General features: G+C 69.5%; 18 protein-coding genes and 1 riboswitch. Of the genes, 1 reads left to right on the top strand and 17 read right to left on the bottom strand.

Features of this window, described 5'->3' with window-relative positions:
- Positions 1 to 16: 16 nt before the first annotated feature.
- A riboswitch (S-adenosyl-L-homocysteine riboswitch) is annotated at positions 17 to 93 on the bottom strand.
- 272 nt (positions 94 to 365) lie between these two features.
- Together dinG and ACSFBC_RS20475 are read right to left on the bottom strand one after the other, a co-directional pair.
- Entirely contained in the window at positions 366 to 2,576 is a 2,211-nt protein-coding gene (dinG, locus tag ACSFBC_RS20480; RefSeq protein WP_435512187.1) for an ATP-dependent DNA helicase DinG, read from the bottom strand.
- 55 nt (positions 2,577 to 2,631) lie between these two features.
- Positions 2,632 to 3,078 carry a PACE efflux transporter gene (locus ACSFBC_RS20475; RefSeq protein WP_435512186.1) on the bottom strand — a complete coding sequence of 149 codons (447 nt, stop codon included), beginning with the start codon at positions 3,076 to 3,078 and terminating at the stop codon, positions 2,632 to 2,634.
- Between the two features lie 102 nt (positions 3,079 to 3,180).
- Here ACSFBC_RS20475 and ACSFBC_RS20470 point away from each other — a divergent pair, with 102 nt between their 5' ends.
- A complete protein-coding gene (locus ACSFBC_RS20470; protein WP_435512185.1) occupies positions 3,181 to 4,089 on the top strand; it encodes a LysR family transcriptional regulator in 909 nt (302 codons plus the stop codon).
- Here ACSFBC_RS20470 and ACSFBC_RS20465 read toward each other — a convergent pair.
- From ACSFBC_RS20465 to hutH, 15 genes are all read right to left on the bottom strand, one after another.
- On the bottom strand, positions 4,086 to 4,925 hold the full coding sequence (locus ACSFBC_RS20465; RefSeq protein WP_435512184.1) for an SH3 domain-containing protein: 840 nt from the start codon (positions 4,923 to 4,925) through the stop codon (positions 4,086 to 4,088). The two genes, ACSFBC_RS20470 and ACSFBC_RS20465, sit on opposite strands and share 4 nt — an antisense overlap.
- Before the next feature lie 93 nt (positions 4,926 to 5,018).
- Complete coding sequence (locus ACSFBC_RS20460; protein ID WP_435512183.1) at positions 5,019 to 6,053, bottom strand: homocysteine S-methyltransferase family protein; 1,035 nt, start codon at positions 6,051 to 6,053, stop codon at positions 5,019 to 5,021.
- A 72-nt stretch (positions 6,054 to 6,125) separates the two neighbouring features.
- Positions 6,126 to 6,401, bottom strand: a complete 276-nt coding sequence (locus ACSFBC_RS20455) for a hypothetical protein (RefSeq protein ID WP_435512182.1) — start codon at positions 6,399 to 6,401, stop codon at positions 6,126 to 6,128.
- 70 nt (positions 6,402 to 6,471) lie between these two features.
- Positions 6,472 to 6,909 carry a GNAT family acetyltransferase gene (locus ACSFBC_RS20450; protein ID WP_435512181.1) on the bottom strand — a complete coding sequence of 146 codons (438 nt, stop codon included), beginning with the start codon at positions 6,907 to 6,909 and terminating at the stop codon, positions 6,472 to 6,474.
- A 72-nt stretch (positions 6,910 to 6,981) separates the two neighbouring features.
- The gene (locus ACSFBC_RS20445; RefSeq protein WP_435512252.1) at positions 6,982 to 8,100 is read right to left on the bottom strand and encodes a histidinol-phosphate transaminase; all 1,119 of its coding nucleotides are present in this window, start codon (positions 8,098 to 8,100) and stop codon (positions 6,982 to 6,984) included.
- Positions 8,100 to 9,491, bottom strand: a complete 1,392-nt coding sequence (locus tag ACSFBC_RS20440; protein WP_435512180.1) for an FAD-binding oxidoreductase — start codon at positions 9,489 to 9,491, stop codon at positions 8,100 to 8,102. The genes ACSFBC_RS20445 and ACSFBC_RS20440 overlap by 1 nt, the downstream gene beginning before the upstream one ends.
- Complete coding sequence (hutG, locus tag ACSFBC_RS20435; RefSeq protein ID WP_435512179.1) at positions 9,484 to 10,305, bottom strand: N-formylglutamate deformylase; 822 nt, start codon at positions 10,303 to 10,305, stop codon at positions 9,484 to 9,486. Before hutG ends, ACSFBC_RS20440 begins: the two co-directional genes overlap by 8 nt.
- Positions 10,302 to 11,684, bottom strand: coding sequence for a formimidoylglutamate deiminase (locus ACSFBC_RS20430; protein ID WP_435512178.1), 1,383 nt, complete (start codon positions 11,682 to 11,684; stop codon positions 10,302 to 10,304). The genes hutG and ACSFBC_RS20430 overlap by 4 nt, the downstream gene beginning before the upstream one ends.
- A 223-nt stretch (positions 11,685 to 11,907) precedes the next feature.
- Positions 11,908 to 13,146 carry an imidazolonepropionase gene (gene hutI, locus ACSFBC_RS20425; RefSeq protein ID WP_435512251.1) on the bottom strand — a complete coding sequence of 413 codons (1,239 nt, stop codon included), beginning with the start codon at positions 13,144 to 13,146 and terminating at the stop codon, positions 11,908 to 11,910.
- A gap of 25 nt (positions 13,147 to 13,171) precedes the next feature.
- Positions 13,172 to 13,756 (bottom strand): HutD/Ves family protein, encoded by a 585-nt coding sequence (locus ACSFBC_RS20420; protein WP_435512177.1) that lies wholly within the window; start codon positions 13,754 to 13,756, stop codon positions 13,172 to 13,174.
- Positions 13,757 to 13,904: 148 nt separating this feature from the next.
- On the bottom strand, positions 13,905 to 14,573 hold the full coding sequence (locus tag ACSFBC_RS20415) for an amino acid ABC transporter permease (protein ID WP_435512176.1): 669 nt from the start codon (positions 14,571 to 14,573) through the stop codon (positions 13,905 to 13,907).
- Positions 14,574 to 14,682: 109 nt separating this feature from the next.
- The gene (locus ACSFBC_RS20410; protein WP_435512175.1) at positions 14,683 to 15,435 is read right to left on the bottom strand and encodes a transporter substrate-binding domain-containing protein; all 753 of its coding nucleotides are present in this window, start codon (positions 15,433 to 15,435) and stop codon (positions 14,683 to 14,685) included.
- Positions 15,436 to 15,489: 54 nt separating this feature from the next.
- The gene (locus ACSFBC_RS20405; RefSeq protein ID WP_435512174.1) at positions 15,490 to 16,224 is read right to left on the bottom strand and encodes an IclR family transcriptional regulator; all 735 of its coding nucleotides are present in this window, start codon (positions 16,222 to 16,224) and stop codon (positions 15,490 to 15,492) included.
- A 134-nt stretch (positions 16,225 to 16,358) separates the two neighbouring features.
- Positions 16,359 to 18,071: a urocanate hydratase gene (gene hutU / locus ACSFBC_RS20400; RefSeq protein WP_435512173.1), complete on the bottom strand. Its 1,713-nt coding sequence runs from the start codon at positions 18,069 to 18,071 to the stop codon at positions 16,359 to 16,361.
- A 20-nt stretch (positions 18,072 to 18,091) separates the two neighbouring features.
- Positions 18,092 to 19,666: a histidine ammonia-lyase gene (hutH, locus tag ACSFBC_RS20395; protein WP_435512172.1), complete on the bottom strand. Its 1,575-nt coding sequence runs from the start codon at positions 19,664 to 19,666 to the stop codon at positions 18,092 to 18,094.
- Positions 19,667 to 19,715 lie beyond the last annotated feature (49 nt).

The following is a 19,715-nucleotide window of genomic DNA, read 5'->3' as shown; positions in this document are numbered from 1 at the left end:
ACCTGGATGCACAAGGTTCAGGTGAGCGTCGTTGCGGGGACAGACCCGAGCCTGGCGGGGCTGTGAAGCCGGCCGCTGCAACGCTCCTCGGGGGTGGGGATTTTAGGCGGGATTCTTCTCGGGTGCGGGGTTGGGGACTTGCTGCTCGAGTGAAGCGTTCCTCTTTTCCCTCTCCCTCCGGGAGAGGGAGTGAACAGCCGAACACCTTCGACCACGGCGCTCTCAACACGAGCTCGGCGCATCCTTCTTTCCCCTCTCCCTCCGGGAGAGGGCAGGGTGAGGGCATGGGCGATGGTTCGGGCATGCTGTGACTGAGGCTGCAGCCCTCACCCCCGCCCTCTCCCGGAGGGAGAGGGAGAAAGACCTCAAGCCGCCGCGGCGGCCTCCCCCGCCCGCACTGTCGTCAACGCAAACGGCGGCAGCCCCTGCAGCAGCCGCTGCCCGTACGAGGTGCGCACCAGCCGCCGGTCGTAGCAGTACACGCTGGCCCGGTCGTCCTCGCTGCGGATCGCGCGGCCCACCCATTGCGCCAAGCGGATCGCTGTGGCGGGCACCACCAGCTCGGTGAAGGGATCGCGGCCCACGGTGCGCAGCCACTCGGCGCGCGCCTCGCCCACCGGGTCGTCGGGTGGCGCGAAGGGCAGCTTGGCGATGAACACCGACTCGCACAGCTTGCCCGGCAGATCGAGCCCCTCGCCGAAGGACTGCATGCCGAAGATGACCGAGGGCAGTCCCTCGCCCACGCGATGGCGGTGCGTGGCCAGCAGTTGCTGGCGCGGCAGCGCCGTCTGCAGCAGCACGCGCGAACGCAGCGCGACGGGCAGCGCTTCGACCGCCAGCCGCAGCTGCTCGCGCGAGGTGAACAGCACCAGCGCGCCGTGCCGCACGTCGGCCAGGTCGCGCACCAGCGCCTGCACCATCTCTGCGACATAGCCGGCCGCGTCGCGCGGGTCGGCGCGCGTCTCGACCGCGATCAGCCGGCCCTGCGCCGCGTAGTCGAAGGGGCTGGGCACCTCCAGCGTGGTGGCGGCCTCGTCGCCCTGAAGCCCCGACTCGCGCAGGAAGAAATCGAAGCGCCCGCAGCTCGTGAGCGTGGCCGAGGTCAGCACCGCGCCGCGCACCTTGTTCCACAGCTGGTGGCGCAGCGTGGCGCCGGGCAGCAGCGGGCTCGCATGCGCCTGCAGCACCTCGCGGTCGCCGTAGAGCTCGAGCGTGAACCACTTGGCGGCCGGCACCGCGTCGGGTGCGGCATCGCGCAACAACAGCTGCGCGGTGTCGAGCATCTGCTCCAGGCGCGGCGCCAGCGCGCCGAGCTGGGCGTACATCGCCGACAGCTTGCGCGCCATGGCGGGCTGCTCACGCATCTCGGCGCGCAAGGCGTTGGCGATCACGCGCAGCGCCTCCAGGAAACCCGAGGCGTGATGGGCCACCCGGCCCAGCGGGCCCTGCAGCACCTCGGGCAGTTCGCCCAGCGGCAGGCGGGCCCGCGCGGGGCCGCGCGCGGCCGGGCCGTCGAGTCCGGCGCGCAGCGTGTCGCCGTACAGATCCATCACCAGCCGTTCGGTGTCCTGCAGCGCCTGGCGCATCTGCGCGGCATGGGTCGGGATGTCGGCCACCTCGGTCACCTCGAAGCGCACGCCCACGCGCACCGCGCGCCGGGCCAGCCGCTCGGCCCAGCCGTGCTGGCCCAGGTCCATGCGGCAGCCGAACTGCGCGAGCGCGGTGGCGGGCAGATGGTGGGCCTCGTCGAGCACCAGCAGGGAGTTGTCGAGTTCGGGCAGTTGCCGGTTGCCCAGCGATGCGAGCAGCAGGTCGTGGTTGACCACGATGACCTGCGCGCCGACCAGCGCCTTGCGGCGCTCGTAGTACACGCACTGGCTGAACGAGGGGCAATGCTTGCCGCTGCACGAGGCGGCGTCGGCCGCCATCGGCATCCAGGCTTCGGCGGCGGGCGGCGTGGCCAGCGTGTCGCGGTCGCCGTCCCAGGCGCCGGTCGACAGGGTCTGCGCGATGCCGGTGTAGAACTTGAGCCGCGCCTCGACCTCGTGCGCGGGGCGGATGGCGCGGGCCGCGGCCTCGCCGGCCTGCTCGTCGGCGAACAGGTCGTAGCCGCCCTCCTCGTCGTCTTCGTCGTCGAGCGCGCCGGCCATGCCGGTCAGGCGCTCGAGCTTCTGCTGGCACACGTAGCGGCCCCGGCCCTTGGCCAGCGCGAAGCGGAAGGGCTGCGGCAGCAGCGCCGCCAGCGCGGGCAGGTCCTTGTGGACCAGCTGCTCCTGCAGCGCCACGGTGGCGGTGGAGATCACGACGCGGGTGTTGCGCGCCAGCGCGAGCGCGATGGCGGGCGCGCAGTAGGCCAGCGACTTGCCGACGCCGGTGCCGGCCTGGATCACGGCGATGGCGCGCACCGGCGGGGCCGCTTCCTCGTCATCGACCTTGCCCAGCGTGGCGGCACTCAGCGTGTTCGCCACCTGCTCGGCCATGCGCCGCTGGCCTTCGCGGCCGCGGAAACCCTCGCTGGCCTGGACCACCTCATCGAACGCCTGCAGGGCGGACGCGGCCCATTCCAAAGAAGACATGCAGCGAGTGTTGCACGACCCGCACGATTCGCGACGGCGGGCCGTGCCGGCGGCGTCAGGCCGGCTGCGGTGCGCCCTCGGGATCGGCAGCCGAGGTCGGCAGGCCGAAGATGGCGTCGAAGGCCCAGTTGAAGACGAAGGTGTAGACCAGGAAGAAGACCACCAGGCCCAGGTCCATCACCAGCGCCTGCCAGAGGCTGATGTTCAGCCACCAGGCGATGGCCGGCACCAGGAAGGCGATCAGGCCGCCCTCGAAACCGATCGCGTGGGCGATGCGGCGGCGCAGGCTGCGTCCGCGCACGGCTTGGCGCGACTCCCAGCGCTCGAACAGCCAGTTGAACGTCAGGTTCCAGCACACCGCGATGGCCGAGGCGATGACCGACAGCACGCTCGAGTGCGCCAGACCCTGGCCCGACATCAGGGCCAGGCCGATGCTGGCCGCCACGATGGCGATGCCTTCGTAGAGGGTGATGTAGACGACGCGGCGCTTGAGCCCTTGCATGAGAAACCTCGAATAAAAACGGTGAACAGGCCTGGACTTTATGTGTCTCTAGCTGATATAAAAAGTCATCTTCTATCAATTCAATTGACAGGTCGGTCGCCCATGGCTTTTTCCTCCGACAACCTGCAGGTCTTCCTCGCGGTGCTCGACCACGGCTCCTTCTCGGCCGCCGCGCGCTCGCTGGGACGCGTGCCCTCGGCCGTCAGCATGGCGATCGCCGGCCTGGAAGCCGAACTCGACCTGCCGCTGTTCGATCGCAGCGGCCGCGAGCCCAAGCCGACCGCCGCGGCGCGCTCGCTCGAGCCGCAGGCCCGGCTGCTGGCCGCGCAGTTCAAGCAGCTCGAGGTGCAGGCGCTGGCGCTGACCCAGGGCCTGGAGAACCGGCTGACGCTGGCGATTGCGCCCGAACTGCTGGCGGCCCCTTGGAGCGGCGCGCTGGCCGCGCTGGCGCAGGAATACCCGCTGTTGGAGGTGGAAGTGCTGGCCGCGCCCCAGGCCGACGCGTTGGCGCTGCTGCACGCCGGCCGCGCCCAGCTCGCGGTGGTGTTCGAGCGGCCCAGCCTCGACGGGCGCGAAGGTTTTCAGGAGGTGGCGAGCGACACGATGGTGGCGGTGATGGCGCCCGACCATCCGGCGCTGGCCGCGGCCGGCGGACGGCTGCGCGAGGAACACCTGCACAACACGCGGCAGATCGTGGTGGCGGGCCGCGATCTGGCGACCAGCGACCCGCGCTTCGTTTTCGGCCGCCATGTCTGGCGCACCGACAACGCGCTGGCCGCGCTGAGCCTGATCACTGCCGGTCTGGGCTGGGGCTGGCTGCCGCGCAACTTCGCCAAGCCGCACGTGGCGGCCGGCGCGCTGCTGGAGATTCCGTTCGAGAACCTGAGCAACGGGCTGGACCTGTGGGTCGACGTCGTGTGGTCGCGCGAACGGCCGCTGGGCCTCGGGGCGCAACGCTTCGTCGCGTTGATCGCGCGCGACAAGGGGGGTGAAAAGGCCGAGAAGACCTAGCGTCCGTGGCGACCCTCGCCGCCGCCACGACCACCACCGCGGTGGTCCCCGTGATCGCCGCCCCGCCCTGGCCCCTGCGGCCTGCCGGCGCCTTCACGCGGGCCGCGGTCCGGACGGCCGGCGCCCTGCGGCCGGCCACTGCCCTGCTCGCGGATGTGGAGGCCTCCGCCCTGCGCCTGCGGACGCGGCCGGTCGGGCCGCACCTCGGGCCGCGGACCCGGTGGCCGGACCGGGCGCACGCCCGGATCGGGCCGGGGCCGGAAGCCGTCGTCGCGCGGCGGCCGGAAACCCGGGCCGGGCGTGGGCCGTGGATCCGGCCGTGGGCGGAAACCCGGGCCGGGGCCGCCCGGGCCGCCGGGGCGCCACGGATTCGGCCGCCATTCGGGCCGGGGCGGGGGCGGCGGGCGCCAGCCCTGCACCGGTGGCGGCGGGCGCTGGCCCCACCAGCGGCGGTCGCCGTACCAGGGCCGGTCGCGGTAATAGTTCGACCAGTAGCTGCCCAGCGTGAAGGCCACGATCGGCACGCCGATCACCGCGCCATAGGTCGCGAGCGGCACGCGCTGCTGCTCGTAGGCGTAGTCGAGGCTGGGCGCATAGACCCAGCCGCGCAGGCCGTCGGGCAGCACCACGTCGCACCAGCTGTAGCCGTTGGTGCAGCCCATCACATCGACCGGCTGGCCGCCACCCAGCGTGGCGACCACGGGGTAGTCGGGCGCGGGGCCCGCGCGCAGGTTCAGCGCGCCGCGGGTGAAGGCCTGCTGCGCGGTGGCCGCGAAAGGCAGGGAGAGCGCGATCGAGCCGATGCCGATCCAGCGCCAGGCGAACTTGGTGTCCATGTGTCGGGCTCCTTCCCTTGCAGGGTAGGCGCCGTGCCGAAGCGCTGTCAACCGGCCGAGGCGCCGAATGCCCGGCCCCCGGCGTCGCGAGATTCAGGCCGCTTCGCGGTAGAACAGTGCGCGGCCCGGCACCGGCGCGACCGCCCGGCCGATGGCGGCGATGTGGTCGGGCGTGGTGCCGCAGCAGCCGCCCACGATGTTCACCAGGCCGTCGGCCGCGAACTCGTGCAGCAGGCGCGAAGTGACGTCGGGCGTCTCGTCGAAGCCGGTGTCGCTCATCGGGTTGGGCAGGCCGGCGTTGGGGTAGCAGCTGATGAAGGTGTCCTCGGCCACGCGCGCCAGTTCCTGGATGTAGGGCCGCATCAGCGCCGCGCCCAGCGCGCAGTTCAGCCCGATCGCGAGCGGGCGCGCGTGGCGCACGCTGTGCCAGAAGGCGGTGACGGTCTGGCCGCTGAGGATCCGGCCCGAGGCGTCGGTCACGGTGCCGCTGATGATCAGCGGCAGGCGATGGCCCGAGTTGTCGAAGTACTCGTCGACCGCGAACAGCGCGGCCTTGGCGTTGAGCGTGTCGAAGATGGTCTCGACCAGAATCACGTCGGCTCCCCCTTCGACCAGCGCCTCGGTCTGCTCGTAGTAGGCCGCGCGCAGCGACTCGAAATCGACGTTGCGCGCGCCGGGGTCGTTCACGTCGGGGCTGATGCTCGCGGTCTTGGGCGTCGGGCCCAGCGCGCCGGCCACGAAGCGTGGCTTGTCGGGTGTGCTGAACTTGTCGCAGGCCGCGCGCGCGAGCTTGGCGGATTCGAGGTTCATCTCGCGCGTCAGGTGCGCCATCTTGTAGTCCTCCTGCGCGATGGTGGTCGCGCCGAAGGTGTTGGTCTCGATCAGGTCGGCGCCGGCCGCGAGGTAGCTCTCGTGGATGTCGGAGATCACGTCGGGCCGCGTGAGCGAGAGCAACTCGTTGTTGCCCTTCACGTCGCGCTCGAAGTCCTTGAAGCGCTCGCCACGGTACTGTGCCTCCGTGAGCTTGAAGCGCTGGATCATCGTGCCCATGGCGCCGTCGAGGATGGCGATGCGTTGGGAAAGGATGCCAGGCAGGGCCTGGCCACGGGTATAGACGACGGGCTTCATTGCCGAAATTCTAGGCGCTCGGCCCGACCGCTCCCCTCGAAGGGCTGCTCGTTGCCCACCGGCGACGTCGCATCAGAACCAGCGTCGTGACGAAGTCGCGGCGTCCATGGGTGTGGGCGTGAGCGAAGCGATCAGCGCGGCGGAAAGATAGAAGCCAACGGCCGCAACCAGCGCTTGAAGGATGTCACCCATCCCGGGGATCCAGCGCCAGGGCAAGTTGAAAAGCACCACGGTCGCCACGAATGAAAACAGACCCAGTCGAGCGCCCTGTGTATAGATCGTCAGCGTTCGGCTCCCCATGGGAATCTCGGTCTTCGGGTCTCCGCGCAGCTTCTGCAGTGTCGACATGGCCATCCTCCTGAGTTGATCAGCGCATGCTTCCGAGTATCTCAGCTGCGACCGATGGCTGCCTGCACCGCTAGGCATAGGGGATGTTGGCAGCGATTTTCTTTCCCATGCTCACGCGCGGTTCGACGGCGAACCCCAGCGCCTCGTAGAACGCCGTCACGCTTTCATTGCCGCTCACGATCTGCAGGTTGATCTTCATGCAACCTCGGCGCGTGAGCGCTTCTTCGGCGTGGGAGACCAGTGCCGAGCCAACGCCCAGCTTGCGGTACAGCGGGTGCACCGCCACGCTGTAGAGCCACCCTCGATGCCCGTCATAGCCGGCGAGCGTGGTGCCGACGACCATCCCGTCCCGCAACGCCACGAAGAAAAGTCCGTCATCGACTTCGACCTTGGTGTCGATGGCCACACAAGCATCGTTATGACCTCCTGCGTGGCCGAAGACCTGCTGCCAGAGCGAAACAACCTGGGCCCTGTGCGCTTCGTTCGAATACAAAGCCATCTGATGCATCGGCAATCCCTTTGAAATTCACTGCGCCATGAACTCGGCGCGCAGCGAAAGCAGTCGGATTGTAGGAAGCGGCTAAAGAGCTTGCAGCACGGCGAGAAAGCGCGCGTTCTCCTCGGGCGTACCGATCGACACGCGGATGAAAGTCTCGAAACCCGCGTCCTTCCACGGCTTGACGATCACGCCCTGCGCCAGCAGCGCTTCGTTCACCGGGCCGTTGGGCCGGCCGAGGTCGAGGAACAGGAAGTTGGTGGCCGACGGGGCCATGCGAAATCCGGGCAGCTTCAAGGCACGCAGCTGCGCGGCCAGGACTTCGCGCCGCTGCACGGTCTCGGCCACCGCATGCGCCATGAAGGCCTCGTCGCCCCAGGCCGCCAGCGCCGCGACCTGTGCCGCCTGGTTGACGTTGAAGGGCGTGCGCACGCGGTCGAGCAACTGCACCAGCGCCGGGTCCGACGCGACGCCGTAGCCCACGCGCAGGCCCGCCAGGCCCCAGGCCTTGGAGAAGGTGCGCAGCACGATCCACGGCTGCGCGCGACCGCGCAGCAGCGCGAGCACGTCGGGATAGCCCGGCGCGAGGCGCGCATATTCGACGTAGGCCTCGTCGATCACCAGCAGCGTGTTCGGTGCCGCCGCATCGAGCAGGCGCGCGAAGTCACCGGTGTCGAACATGCAGCCGACCGGGTTCGAGGGGTTGGCGATGAAGGCGATCTTCGGGCCGCGCGCGAGCGCCGCGCACCAGGCATCGACGTCGAATTCGAGCGACGGCGTGAGCGCCAGCAGCTCGACCGCGGCGCCCATCATCTTCGGGTAGATCTCGTGCAGGCCGAAGGCCGGGCGCTGCGTGAGCACGCGGTCGCCGGGCGACAGGAAGGCCTGGCACAGCATCTGCAGGATGTCCTCCGAGCCGTTGCCGACCACGATGGCCTCGGGCGCAACATCAAGCCGCGCCGCGAGGGCGGCACGCAGCGCGCTGCAGTTCGCGTCCGGGTAGCTGCCGACCTGCGACGCCAGGCCGACCAGCGCCAGCCCGACCGCCGGGCTCGGGCCGAAGGGGTTCTCGTTGCTCGCGAGCCGTGCGATGTCGGTCACGCCGTAGCGCGCACGCACCGCAGCGGAAGAGAGGCCGGCGTTGTAGACCGGCAGCGGCGGCACTTCGGGCCGCGCGAAGGCATGGAGGGCGGGAGCGTTCATCATCGATCGAAGACCTTGCCGGGATTGAGGAGGTGATGGGGATCGAGCGCCTGCTTGATGGCCCGCATCGCGGCCATCTCGGCCGGCGTGCGGCTGGCGCCCAGCCAGGGCTTCTTGTGCGTGCCGATGCCGTGCTCGGCCGACACGCTGCCGCCGTAGGCGGCGACCTGTTCGTAGACGATGCGCTCGACGCCGGCTTCGTCGCCATCGACGGTGCTGGCATCGGTCGAGATGTGCAGGTTGCTGTCGCCCACATGGCCGAAGAAGAGCGAGATGTTGGCCGGCCAGCGCGCGTCGAGCGCCGCACGGCAGACCTCGGCGAAGCGGCCGATCTCGGCCATCGGCAGGCTCACGTCGAAGTTGATCGGCGGGTGCATGTTCGCCGGCAATTCGGCCGTGGCTTCGCGGATCTTCCACAGCGCACGGGCCTGCGCCTGCGACTGCGCGACGACCGCATCGCGCGCCTGGCCGGCTTCCATCGATTCGCCCAGCAGTTCCTCGAGGGCGGTGCGCAGGCTGTCTTCGTCCGCACCGGTCACGTCGACGAGCGCGGCGAAGGCGTGCGACGCATCGAAGGGCTCGCGCAACGACTGCCATTGCAGCGACGCGGCCACGAAGTCGCGCCACATCAGTTCGAAGGCCGCGACCGCGCCCGGGAAGCGCGCCTGCAGCCGGCCCAGCAATGCGAGCGCATCGTCGAAGCCGGCGAGCGCCACCAGCACCGTCGCCCTGGCGCGCGGCGCCGGATGCAGGCGCAGCACCGCGCGCGTGATCACGCCCAGCGTGCCTTCGGCGCCGATGAAGAACTGCTTGAGGTCGTAGCCGGTGTTGTTCTTCAACATCGGACGCAGCATCGGCAGCAGCGTGCCGTCGGCCAGCACCACCTCGAGGCCCAGCGTCTGCTCGCGCATCATCCCGAACTGCAGCACGCCGTTGCCACCGGCATTGGTCGCGAGGTTGCCGCCGATCTGGCAGGAGCCGCGCGCACCGAGGTCGACGCCGAACTGCAGGCCGTGCGCGGCCGCCGCGTCCTGCACCGCCTGCAGCGTGGCGCCGGCCTGCACGGTGACCGTGGATGCGGCCGTGTCGACGGCTTCGATTGCGTTCATGCGATCGAGCGACAGCGCGATGGCGTCGGCGTTCGGCACGGCCGCACCGGCCAGGCCCGTGAGACCGCCTTGCGGCACGACGGGCACGCGATGTTCGGTGCACACACGCATCACTGCAGCGACCTGCGCGGTGCTGCGCGGCCGCACCAGCGCCAGCGGCTGCACCGGCGCGGCACCGCTCCAGTCGGTCAGATGGCGCGGCGGGATCGCATCGCCGGTCTGCACCGCATCGGCGCCGACGGCCTCCCTCAACGCATCGATGAAGTCGGCGACGTCAGTCACGCGGCGTCTCGACGAAGGCCAGCACCGCCTCGAGCATCTTCCGCACATGCGGCTGCACGCCCGCGGCGACTTCAGGCAGGTAGTCGAAGGGCAGCGCCTCCTGCATGTAGCTCGACTGCGTCATCTCCAGCTGCACCGCATGCACGTTCTGCGCAGGCTGGCCGTGGTGGCGCGTGATGTAGCCGCCGGTGAAGCGGCCGTTGAGCACGCCGGTGTAGCCCGGCGCGTTCTCCGCGATGCCGCGCAGCGTCTGGGCGAGCGCGGGGTCGCAGCTCGTGCCCTTGCCGGTGCCCAGGTTCAGGTCGGGCAGCTTGCCTTCGAAGAAGCGCGGCAGCACCGAGCGGATCGAGTGCGCATCCCACAGTGCCGCAATGCCGTGCCGTGCCTTGATGCGTGCCAGCTCTTCGCTGAGCCTGGCGTGGTACGGGTGCCAGATGGCGTCGCGGCGCGCGGCGATCTCGGCCTCGTCGGGCAGGTCGTCGGCGCCGGCATAGATCGGCGTGTCGTCGAAGGTGTCGACCGGGCACAGGCCGGTCACGCTCTGGCCCGGGTACAGGCTGGCGCCGTCGGGCGAACGGTTGAGGTCGATCACATAGCGCGAGTGCGTCGCGACCAGTACCGAGGCGCCGAGCGCATCGGCGAAGTCATAGAGGCGCTCGAGGTGCCAGTCGGTGTCGGGCACCTGACGCGCCTCGTCGGTGAAGCGCGCGGCCAGCGACGGCGGCACGTGCGTGCCGACGTGCGGCATCGAGATCAGCAAGGGCCGCGTGCCCTGGCGGAAGCGGAACGGTGGTTCGGTGGTGGTGAAGCTCATGGGTTGTCCTCAAGCAATTGGCGGCGTGCGGCGACGAAGCCGGCGGTGGCGCTGTCGTGCAGCGGATGGCGGCCGGCCTGCACGCGCTGGCGGCCCGCGACCCAGACCGACTCGATGGCGTTGGTGCGATGGCTCGCGAAGACATGCGACGAGAGCATGGTGGGCGCGTCGAGCCCCGCGAGCGCGGGGTGCGCCGCATCGAGCATGGTGAAGTCGGCCTGCTGCCCGACCGCGAGGCCGCCCAGCGCACGGCCCGAGGCACGCGCCCCGCCCTGCACGGCCGCCAGCGTCATGGCGGTGGCCACGTTCGGTTGCAAGGCTTCGGATGCGACGTTGCGTCGACGCGTGGCCAGGCGCTGGCTGTATTCGAGCATCAACAATTCTTCCGCGGCGTTGACGCAGATGTGGCTGTCGGAGCCGATGCCCCACACGCCATCCGCCGCGCGCCAGGCTGGCAGGTCGAAGAGGCCGTCGCCGAGGTTGGCCTCGGTGGTCGGGCACAGGCCCGCGACGGCACCGCTCGAGGCCGCGCGGCGGTATTCGTCCGCGTCCATGTGCGTGGCATGCACCAGGCACCAGCGCGCATCGACCGGCGCATGGTCGAGCAGCCATGCGACCGGGCGTTGCCCGCTCCAGTCGATGCAGTCGTCGACCTCCTGCGTCTGTTCGGCGATGTGGATGTGCACGGGCGCGGTGGCGTCGATGGCGTCGAGCCCGGCCAGCGCATCGCGCAGCGCATCGGGCGGCACCGCGCGCAGCGAGTGCGGCGCGAGGCCGAGGCGCGCGCCCTGTGCGTCGCACAAGGGCTTGAGCCCTTCGAGCAAGCGCAGCATCGACGCGGTCGAGCGGATGAAGCGCCGCTGCCCTTCGTTGGGCGGCCTGGCGCCGAAGCCACTGGTCTGGTAGAGCACCGGCAGCAGCGTGAGGCCGATGCCCGCACGCTGCGCGGCACGCATCAGCGCGTGGGCGAGTTCGGCATCGTCGGCGTAGGGCCGGCCGTCGCCTTGGTGGTGCACGTAGTGGAACTCGCACACCGACGTATAGCCCGCTTCGAGCATCTCGACGTAGAGCCCGAGCGCGATGGCTTCGAGCTGCGCCGGGTCGAGCCGCAGCGCGAAGCGGTACATCAGCGTGCGCCAGCTCCAGAAGCTGTCGCTGGCTTCGCCACCGCGGAATTCGGTGAGGCCGGCGATGCCGCGCTGGAAGGCGTGCGAATGCAGGTTGGGGGTGCCGGGGATCAGCGGGCCTTTTGTCGTGGTTGTGGCTTCGGTGTCGGGCTCGACGTGGGTCAGTGCGCCCTGGTCGTTCCACGCGAGACGGACGTTGCGGGCCCAGCCGGTAGGGAGCAGGGCGTGTTCTGCGATGAGGGATGTGGTCATGGGTGTTCTTTAAGGGGGCGTCGATGGACACGCACGTGGTGCATCCCTCTTCCCCTCTCCCTCTGGGAGAGGGCAGGGTGAGGGCATGGGCGATGGTTCGGGCATGCAGTGACTGAGGCTGCTGCCCTCACCCCCGCCCTCTCCCAGAGGGAGAGGGCGCCATACAACCCCAAGCCCTGCCCCCTCTTTCCCCTCTCCCGGAGGGAGAGGACGCAAGACCGAATCACAGCACCACCCTCCCCTGCCGCACCACGCCACGCACCGGCCGTTGCCCGAACCAGTAGGCCAGTTCCGCGGCTTCCTTCAAATCCCACAGCACGAAGTTCGCCGGCATGCCGACAGCGATCGCGCCATGCGTCGCTTGCAGCCCCAATGCACGCGCCGCGTGCACCGTCACGCCGGCCAGCGCCTCGGGCACCGTCAGGCGGAACAGCGTGCAGGCCATGTTCACCATCAGCAGCAGGCTCAGCGCGGGCGAAGTGCCGGGGTTGTGGTCGGTCGACACCGCCATCGGCACGCCGGCGGCGCGCAACGCGTCGATGGGCGGCAGGTGCGTGTCGCGCAGCGTGTAGTAGGCACCGGGCAGCAGCACGGCCACGGTGCCCGCCTGGCGCATGGCCTCGATGCCGTCGGCCGACAGGTGCTCGATGTGGTCGCACGACAGCGCGCCGTAGCGCGCCGCCAGTGCGGCGCCGCCCATGTCCGAAAGTTGCTCGGCATGCAGCTTGACCGGCAGGCCCAGCGCCTTGGCGGCCTGGAAGACCTGCTCGGTTTCGGCGAGCGAAAACGCGATGCGTTCGCAGAACACGTCGACCGCGTCGACCAGCCCTTCGGCTGCCAATGCGGGCAGCATCTCGCGGCACACGAGGTCGATGTACTCGCCGCTGCGGCCCAGGTATTCGGGCGGCAATGCATGCGCGCCAAGGAAGGTGGTGCGCACGGTGACGCCGTAGGCCTCGCCCAGGCGGCGCGCCACGCGCAGTTGCTTCTGCTCATGTTCGAGCGACAGGCCGTAGCCCGACTTGATCTCGATGGCGCAGACGCCATCGGCCAGCAGTTGTTCGAGCCGCAATGCGGCCTGCGCGAAGAGCGTGTCTTCGTCGGCCTCGCGCGTGGCACGCACCGACGCGACGATGCCGCCGCCGGCCTGCGCCACTTCTTCATACGTGGCGCCCGCGAGCCGCATGGCGAATTCATTGGCGCGCTGGCCGCCGTAGACCAGGTGCGTGTGGCAATCGACGAGGCCTGGCGTGACGAGCGCATCACCGCCATCGTGCGGCGCGAGCCCCGCGAATTCGGCGGGCAATGCGCTGCGTGCGCCGACCCAGCGGACCGCGCCCTGCGCCACCACGATCGCGGCTTCTTCGTCTAACGCCAGTGCCACGCCGGGCGCCGCATCGGGCGCGAGGCGCAAACCGGTCCAGAGGCCGTCGGCCGAGGGGAATTCGCTTGCGGGTTTCATCATTTTTCCTTCTTCTTCGTGCGGGTCAGGCCGGCACGATGCGAACCACTGCCAGCCGTGCGTCTTCGCTGTCGCCATCGGGCGCGGCCAGCCAGGCCTGCCGCGCCGCGTCGGCCCAATGCACGCCCTCGCCTTCGCGGCAAGCAACCTCGTCATTCAACCGCCATGCGCCGCGCAAAGCCAGCAGCACGCCGTGCGGTGCCGCCGCGATGGCCGATGCACTGTCGAGCACCTGCACGTCGGCTCGCCACTGGCCGCGACGCGTCATCACGTTGAAGTCGTTCGATGGGCCGCCGAGCAGCGTGCAATCGATGGCTTCGTCGCCACTGAAGGCGAAGGGCTCGTGCGGCACGCCGAGCCGGTGGTCGATGCGCTCGTCGTGCGTGAACAGGCGAACGCCGTCGCCTTCGAGCAGCATGATCTGCCGGTCGATGCCCGCGAACACCGAGAACGGCCCGGCCGCCGCGATGGTCGCGATGCTCACGCGCCAGCCGAAGCTGTCGAGCGCCGCGCCCTGCGGCCAGCTGGCGATTTCCTGCGTGGTGCCACCGCCGTTTTTCCAGGGCATGGCGGGGAGCGAGGTGCGAGAGAAGCGCTGCACACCGTTCATGACCGGGCCTCTTGCGCCTTCCCCTTCCGGGGGAAGGTTGGGATGGGGGCTGCGTCCAACGAGCGCCTTGATCGGGTCGAGGCCGTCGTGCCCCCACCCCAACCCTCCCCCGGGAGGGGAGGGAGAAATACAGGTGCGAATGCACTGCTCATCGCATCAACCCGCCTTGCCGCAGCTTCTGCTCGAAGTGCCGCAGCACCAGCGTCATCGTCCCGGTCAGCACGAAGTACACGACCGCGATGGCCAGGTACACCTCGAGCGAGCGGTACGACACGCTGATGATCTTCTGCCCTTCATGCATCACGTCGTGGATGGTCAAGAGCGACACCAGCGCCGAGTTCTTGATCAGCGCGATGAACTCGTTGCCCAGCGGCGGAATCATGCGCACCACGGCTTGCGGCAGCACGATCTGGCGCATGGCCACGCCGGGCGTCATGCCCAGCGATTGCGCCGCCATGGTCTGGCCCTTGTCGATCGACTGGATCGCGCCGCGCACGATTTCCGACACGTAGGCGCCCGAGTACACACCGAGCCCCAGCACGCCGCACAAAAACGCGGGCAGCAGGATGCCGAAGTGCGGCAGGCCGAAGAACAAAATGAACAGCTGCACCAGCAGCGGCGTGCCGCGAATGACCGCGACGTAGGCGGTGCACACGCCGTAGATCCAGCGCCGCTTCGGGTTCAGCCGGCCGATGCCGACCAAGAGGCCCAGCACGCAGCCCAGTGCGAGCGCGCAGGCGGTGATTTCCACCGTGACCAGCGCGCCGCGCAGCAGGTCGGGCCAGCCCTGCCAGACGGGCGAGAAATCGAGATCCATGTTCAGTCCTTTCGGCGGCCGAGCGCCGGGCCGCCCCAAGCGGGCCGCGCCTCCCCCTCGGGGGGTGGAGTTACACGCGCGCAGCGCGTGAAAAGCCGGGGGGCCGACATCACTTGGCGGTGGCGCTGAACCACTTCTTCTCGATCTGCGCGTAGGTGCCGTCGGCCTTGAGCTTGGCGATGGCGCCGTTCACGGCCTTGGTCAGCTCGGGCGTGTCCTTGCGGATGGCCATGCCGTACTCCTCGGTGGTGATCTGCTCGGGCAGCACCTTCAGGCCGGGACGCGTGCGCACGTACTGGTAGGCGGCGGGCTTGCCGGTGACCGCGGCGTCGGCGCGGCCGATGTCGACGAGGCTGAACATCTCCTGGTTCTTTTCGACTTCCATCAGCTGCACCTGCGGATACTTTTCCTTGGTGAAGGAAACCGACTTGGTGCCCACCTGCACGCTGACCTTCTTGCCGTTGATGTCGGCCGGCGTCTTGATGCTGGTGTTGCCTTCCTTGACCAACACGACCAGGCCGCCCGCGTAGTACGGCACGGTGAAGTCGACGACCTTCTTGCGCTCGTCGGTGATGTAGATGCCCGACACGGCCATGTCGAAGCGCTTGGAAATGAGGCCCGGCACGAGTCCCTTGAAGTCGATGTCGATCCACTCGATCTTGCGGCCCAGCGTCTTGCCGATGGCCTCGACCAGTTCCACGTCGAAGCCGGTGCGCTTGCCGTTCTCCACGAACTCCATGGGCGGGAAGGTGGCGTCGGTGGCAACGCGCAGCGGCTCGCCCTGGGCTTGCGCCAGGCCGGCGAGGCCGAAGAAGGCAAAGCCGGAAAGTGCGGCGGCGACGAGGGTGCGGCGGGTGTTCATGGTCAAAAAGGCTTTCGTGGGTTTGAATGAGAAAGAAAGAAAAAAGCAACGCGGCTACTGCAGGGCGCGCGAGATGCGGGCCGCCGTGACGACGGTCATATGGCGCAATGCAGCTTCCATGCCCTCGACGCGCGTGAGCGGCGCCATGAGCGTGATCGCGCCGCGCAGCCGGCGGCCCGAGGCCAGCACCGGTGCGCTCGCGCCCCAGACGCCGGCATCGATCTCGTCCTGGGTCACGGCATGGCCGGCCTGGCGAATTGCATCGAGTTCGGCGGCGCGCTCGGCGCGGCGTTCCGGGCTTTCATGCAGGCCGTCGAGCAGGGCATCGCGCTGGTCGAGCGGCATGTGGGCCAGCAGGCACTTGGCGCTGGCGCCGTCGCTGGCCGGCACGCTGCGGCCCCGGTCGAACGAGCAACGCAGCGAATGCTCGCTGTCGATCATCTCCAGGCAGACCACGCGGTCGTTCACCGCCGTGACCAGCGCCACGCTCTCGCGGCTCTGCTGCACCAGCGCGCGCATGTCGGCGCGGGCCGCCATGACGAGGTCGGAGTTGCCGTCGAAGCCGCTGGCGAGCTGCACGCTCACCGGGCCCGGCGAATAGCGCCCTTCCGACTCCATCACGAAGCCCCAGCGCCTCAGCGTGGCGATCTGCCGGTACAGCGTGCTCTGCGACAGGCCGGTGGCCTGCATCAGCTCGGCGGCCGTCATCGCCACCTTGCTTTGCGCCAACACCGACAGCACGCGCAGGGCGCGGTCGTTGTGGGCGGGGGCATCGGTCGGAGGCGTCATCGAAGCTGGATGTCGAAAGTGGGAACCGGCGTGCAGTATCTGGCCCGCCGTTCCCACTACCAAGTTCTGATTCCCATTCGATGGGAATCGATCGGCTTTTTCTTTCTGCCTTCGCCGGGCGGCAAGCCCGGCGTTCAACGCACCATCGGCAGCTTGAGGCCCTGCTTCTTCGCCGTGGCGATCGCGATGTCGTAGCCCGCGTCCGCATGGCGCATCACGCCGCTGGCCGGGTCGTTCCACAGCACGTTGCCGATGCGCTTGGCTGCCGCGTCGGTGCCGTCGCACACGATCACCATGCCCGCGTGCTGCGAGTAGCCCATGCCGACGCCGCCGCCGTGGTGCAGGCTGACCCAGGTCGCGCCGCCCGCGGTGTTGAGCAGCGCGTTGAGCAGCGGCCAGTCGCTGACCGCATCGGTGCCGTCCTTCATCGCCTCGGTCTCGCGGTTCGGGCTCGCGACCGAGCCGGTGTCGAGGTGGTCGCGGCCGATCACGATCGGTGCCTTGAGTTCGCCGTTCTTGACCATCTCGTTGAAGGCCAGGCCCGCGAGGTGGCGTTCGCCCAGGCCCAGCCAGCAGATGCGCGCGGGCAGGCCCTGGAAGGCGATGCGCTCGCGCGCCATGTCGAGCCAGCGGTGCGTGTGCTTGTTGTCGGGGAAGAGTTCCTTGATCTTGGCGTCGGTCTTGTAGATGTCCTCGGGGTCGCCCGAAAGCGCGACCCAGCGGAACGGGCCCTTGCCTTCGCAGAACAGCGGCCGGATGTACGCGGGCACGAAACCGGGGAAGTCGAAGGCGTTGGTCACGCCTTCGTCGAACGCGACCTGGCGGATGTTGTTGCCGTAGTCGACCGTGGGCACGCCCATGGCCTGGAAGTCGAGCATGGCCTGCACGTGCACCACGCAGGACTTGGCGGCGGCGGCGGTGAGGGCCGCGTGCTGCGACGCGTCCTTCATCGCGGCCTGCCACTGCGGCACGCTCCAGCCCGCGGGCAGGTAGCCGTGGATCAGGTCGTGCGCCGAGGTCTGGTCGGTCACGAGGTCGGGCTTGATGGCGGTGCCGGCCTTGGCGCGGCGCGCGAGCTCGGGCACGATCTCGGCCGCATTGCCCAGCAGCGCGATGGACACGGCCTCCTTCTTCGCGGTGTGGTGCGCGATCAGCGCCAGCGCATCGTCGAGGTCCTTGGCCTGCTTGTCGACATAGCGCGTGCGCAGGCGGAAGTCGATGCTCGACTGCTGGCATTCGATGGCCAGCACGCAGGCACCGGCCAGCACGCCGGCCAGGGGTTGCGCGCCGCCCATGCCGCCCAGGCCGGCGGTGAGGATCCACTTGCCCGACAGATCGTTGCCGTAATGTTGGCGGCCGGCTTCGACGAAGGTCTCGAAGGTGCCCTGCACGATGCCCTGCGCGCCGATGTAGATCCAGCTGCCGGCCGTCATCTGGCCGTACATGAACAGGCCCGCGCGATCGAGCTCGTTGAACTTCTCCCAGTTCGCCCACTTGGGCACGAGGTTCGAGTTGGCGATCAGCACGCGCGGCGCGTTGGCGTGGGTCTTGAACACGCCGACCGGCTTGCCCGATTGCACGAGCAACGACTCGTCGTCCTCGAGCTCCTTGAGCGACGCGAGGATCTGGTCGTAGCACTCCCAGTTGCGTGCGGCACGGCCGATGCCGCCGTACACCACCAGGTCTTGCGGGCGCTCGGCGACTTCGGCGTCGAGGTTGTTCTGCAGCATGCGGAACGGCGCTTCGGTGAGCCAGCTCTTGCAGGTCAGCGTGCTGCCGCGCGGCGCGCGGATCACGCGGGTCGGGTCGTGGCGCGGGTCGGCGGTGAGTTTTTCAGGTGCGTTCATGGATCGGTTCTCCTCAACTACTACTGGGCGATGGCGTGGGACGAATGGCTAGGCAGGCAGCCCAGCAAGGCGGACGGCAGATCGGCGGCCAGCGCCCACTGGCGCATCGCCTCGATGTCGGGTGCGAGGTAGCGGTCGCGCTCCAGGAAGGCGACCTGGGTGCGGATCCGGGCGAATTCGGCTTCGACGAGCGCAGAACTCTTCAAGCCTCGTTTCAGCTCGATGCCCTGGGCGGCACACATCGCTTCGATGCCGACCACCACGGCCGTGTTGTCGACCATGTCGCCGAGCCGGCGCGCCGCGAAGGTCGCCATCGACACATGGTCTTCCTGGTTGGCCGAGGTCGGCAGGCTGTCGACGCTGGCCGGGTGCGCGAGCGACTTGTTCTCGGACGCGAGCGCCGCGGCCGTGACCTGCGCGATCATGAAGCCCGAATTGAGGCCGCCGTCGTGCACCAGGAAGGGCGGCAGGCCCGACAGGCCGGTGTCGAGCAACAGCGCGATGCGGCGCTCGCTGATCGCGCCGATCTCGCTCACCGCCAGCGCGATGATGTCGGCCGCGAAGGCCACGGGCTCGGCATGGAAGTTGCCGCCCGAGATGACTTCGCCGGTGTCGACGAAGACCAGCGGGTTGTCCGAGGCGGCGTTGGCCTCGATCACCAGCACGCGCGCCGCATGCGCGAGGTTGTCGAGGCAGGCGCCCATGACCTGCGGGATGCAGCGGATCGAGTACGGGTCCTGCACGCGGCCGCAGTCGGCGTGCGAGGGCACGATGTCGCTGCCGTCGAGCAGTTCGCGCACGGCCGCGGCCACCGCGATCTGGCCGGGCTGGCCGCGTGCCGCATGGATGCGCGCATCGAAGGGCTTGATCGAGCCCTGGATGGCTTCGAGCGACAGCGCACCCGACATCAGCGCCGACGCGAACACGTTCTCGGCGCCGAACAGGCCCGCCAGCGCCAGGCCGGTCGACACCTGTGTGCCGTTGAGCAGCGCCAGACCTTCCTTGGGGCCGAGCACGAAGGGTTCGAGGCCGATCTCGCGCATCGCCTCGGCACCGCTGACCACGCGGCCGTCGGCCGTGGTGGCCTGGCCTTCGCCGATCAGCACGCAGGCCAGGTGCGCCAGCGGCGCGAGGTCGCCCGAGGCACCGACCGAGCCCTTGGCGGGGATGCGCGGCATGACGCCGGCGTTGAACAGCGCCAGCAGCGCATCGACCAGTTCGGGTCGCACGCCCGAGTGGCCGCGCGCCAGGCTCACGGCCTTGGTCGCCAGCACCAGCCGCACCACCGGCGCGGCCAGCGGCTCACCCGTGCCCACACTGTGCGAGAGCACCAGGTTGCGCTGCAGCTCGGCCAGATGGTCGTTGCCGATGCGCGTGCTCGCGAGCTTGCCGAAGCCCGTGTTGATGCCGTAGACCACCTGGTCGTTGTCGACGATGTGCTGCACGGCGGCCTGCGCGGCGCGCATGCCGGCGGTGGTCGACGGGTCGAGCGACAAGGTGACGCCGCCCGCATGGATGGCGCGCAGCAGTGGCAGATCGACAGCCGCCGGCGTGAGCACTCGGGCGATCGGAGAAGCGATGGAAAGACCGGTCATGTTACTTGTCTATACAGGTGGTTCGGCGCGTGAGCGGGCGGATGGTGGA

The sequence above is a fragment of the Variovorax frigidus genome (genome assembly GCF_051216515.1).
Taxonomy (GTDB): Bacteria; Pseudomonadota; Gammaproteobacteria; order Burkholderiales; family Burkholderiaceae_C; genus Variovorax.
The sequence above is the reverse complement of the archived record's forward strand: the minus strand, read 5'-3'. Positions and strand labels throughout refer to the sequence as shown.

Bases quoted from the DNA above. Each gene is read 5' to 3' on its own strand.
- ACSFBC_RS20430 (WP_435512178.1), bottom strand. From the start codon at position 11,684: ATGACCACATCCCTCATCGCAGAACACGCCCTGCTCCCTACCGGCTGG.
- ACSFBC_RS20410 (WP_435512175.1), bottom strand. From the start codon at position 15,435: ATGAACACCCGCCGCACCCTCGTCGCCGCCGCACTTTCCGGCTTTGCC.
- hutI (WP_435512251.1), bottom strand. From the start codon at position 13,146: ATGAAACCCGCAAGCGAATTCCCCTCGGCCGACGGCCTCTGGACCGGT.
- ACSFBC_RS20445 (WP_435512252.1), bottom strand. From the start codon at position 8,100: ATGAACGCTCCCGCCCTCCATGCCTTCGCGCGGCCCGAAGTGCCGCCG.
- hutG (WP_435512179.1), bottom strand. From the start codon at position 10,305: ATGAGCTTCACCACCACCGAACCACCGTTCCGCTTCCGCCAGGGCACG.
- hutH (WP_435512172.1), bottom strand. From the start codon at position 19,666: ATGACCGGTCTTTCCATCGCTTCTCCGATCGCCCGAGTGCTCACGCCG.
- ACSFBC_RS20420 (WP_435512177.1), bottom strand. From the start codon at position 13,756: ATGAACGGTGTGCAGCGCTTCTCTCGCACCTCGCTCCCCGCCATGCCC.
- ACSFBC_RS20415 (WP_435512176.1), bottom strand. From the start codon at position 14,573: ATGGATCTCGATTTCTCGCCCGTCTGGCAGGGCTGGCCCGACCTGCTG.
- ACSFBC_RS20465 (WP_435512184.1), bottom strand. From the start codon at position 4,925: ATGGACACCAAGTTCGCCTGGCGCTGGATCGGCATCGGCTCGATCGCG.
- ACSFBC_RS20405 (WP_435512174.1), bottom strand. From the start codon at position 16,224: ATGACGCCTCCGACCGATGCCCCCGCCCACAACGACCGCGCCCTGCGC.
- ACSFBC_RS20455 (WP_435512182.1), bottom strand. From the start codon at position 6,401: ATGTCGACACTGCAGAAGCTGCGCGGAGACCCGAAGACCGAGATTCCC.
- ACSFBC_RS20475 (WP_435512186.1), bottom strand. From the start codon at position 3,078: ATGCAAGGGCTCAAGCGCCGCGTCGTCTACATCACCCTCTACGAAGGC.
- ACSFBC_RS20470 (WP_435512185.1), top strand. From the start codon at position 3,181: ATGGCTTTTTCCTCCGACAACCTGCAGGTCTTCCTCGCGGTGCTCGAC.
- ACSFBC_RS20450 (WP_435512181.1), bottom strand. From the start codon at position 6,909: ATGCATCAGATGGCTTTGTATTCGAACGAAGCGCACAGGGCCCAGGTT.
- dinG (WP_435512187.1), bottom strand. From the start codon at position 2,576: ATGTCTTCTTTGGAATGGGCCGCGTCCGCCCTGCAGGCGTTCGATGAG.
- hutU (WP_435512173.1), bottom strand. From the start codon at position 18,071: ATGAACGCACCTGAAAAACTCACCGCCGACCCGCGCCACGACCCGACC.
- ACSFBC_RS20460 (WP_435512183.1), bottom strand. From the start codon at position 6,053: ATGAAGCCCGTCGTCTATACCCGTGGCCAGGCCCTGCCTGGCATCCTT.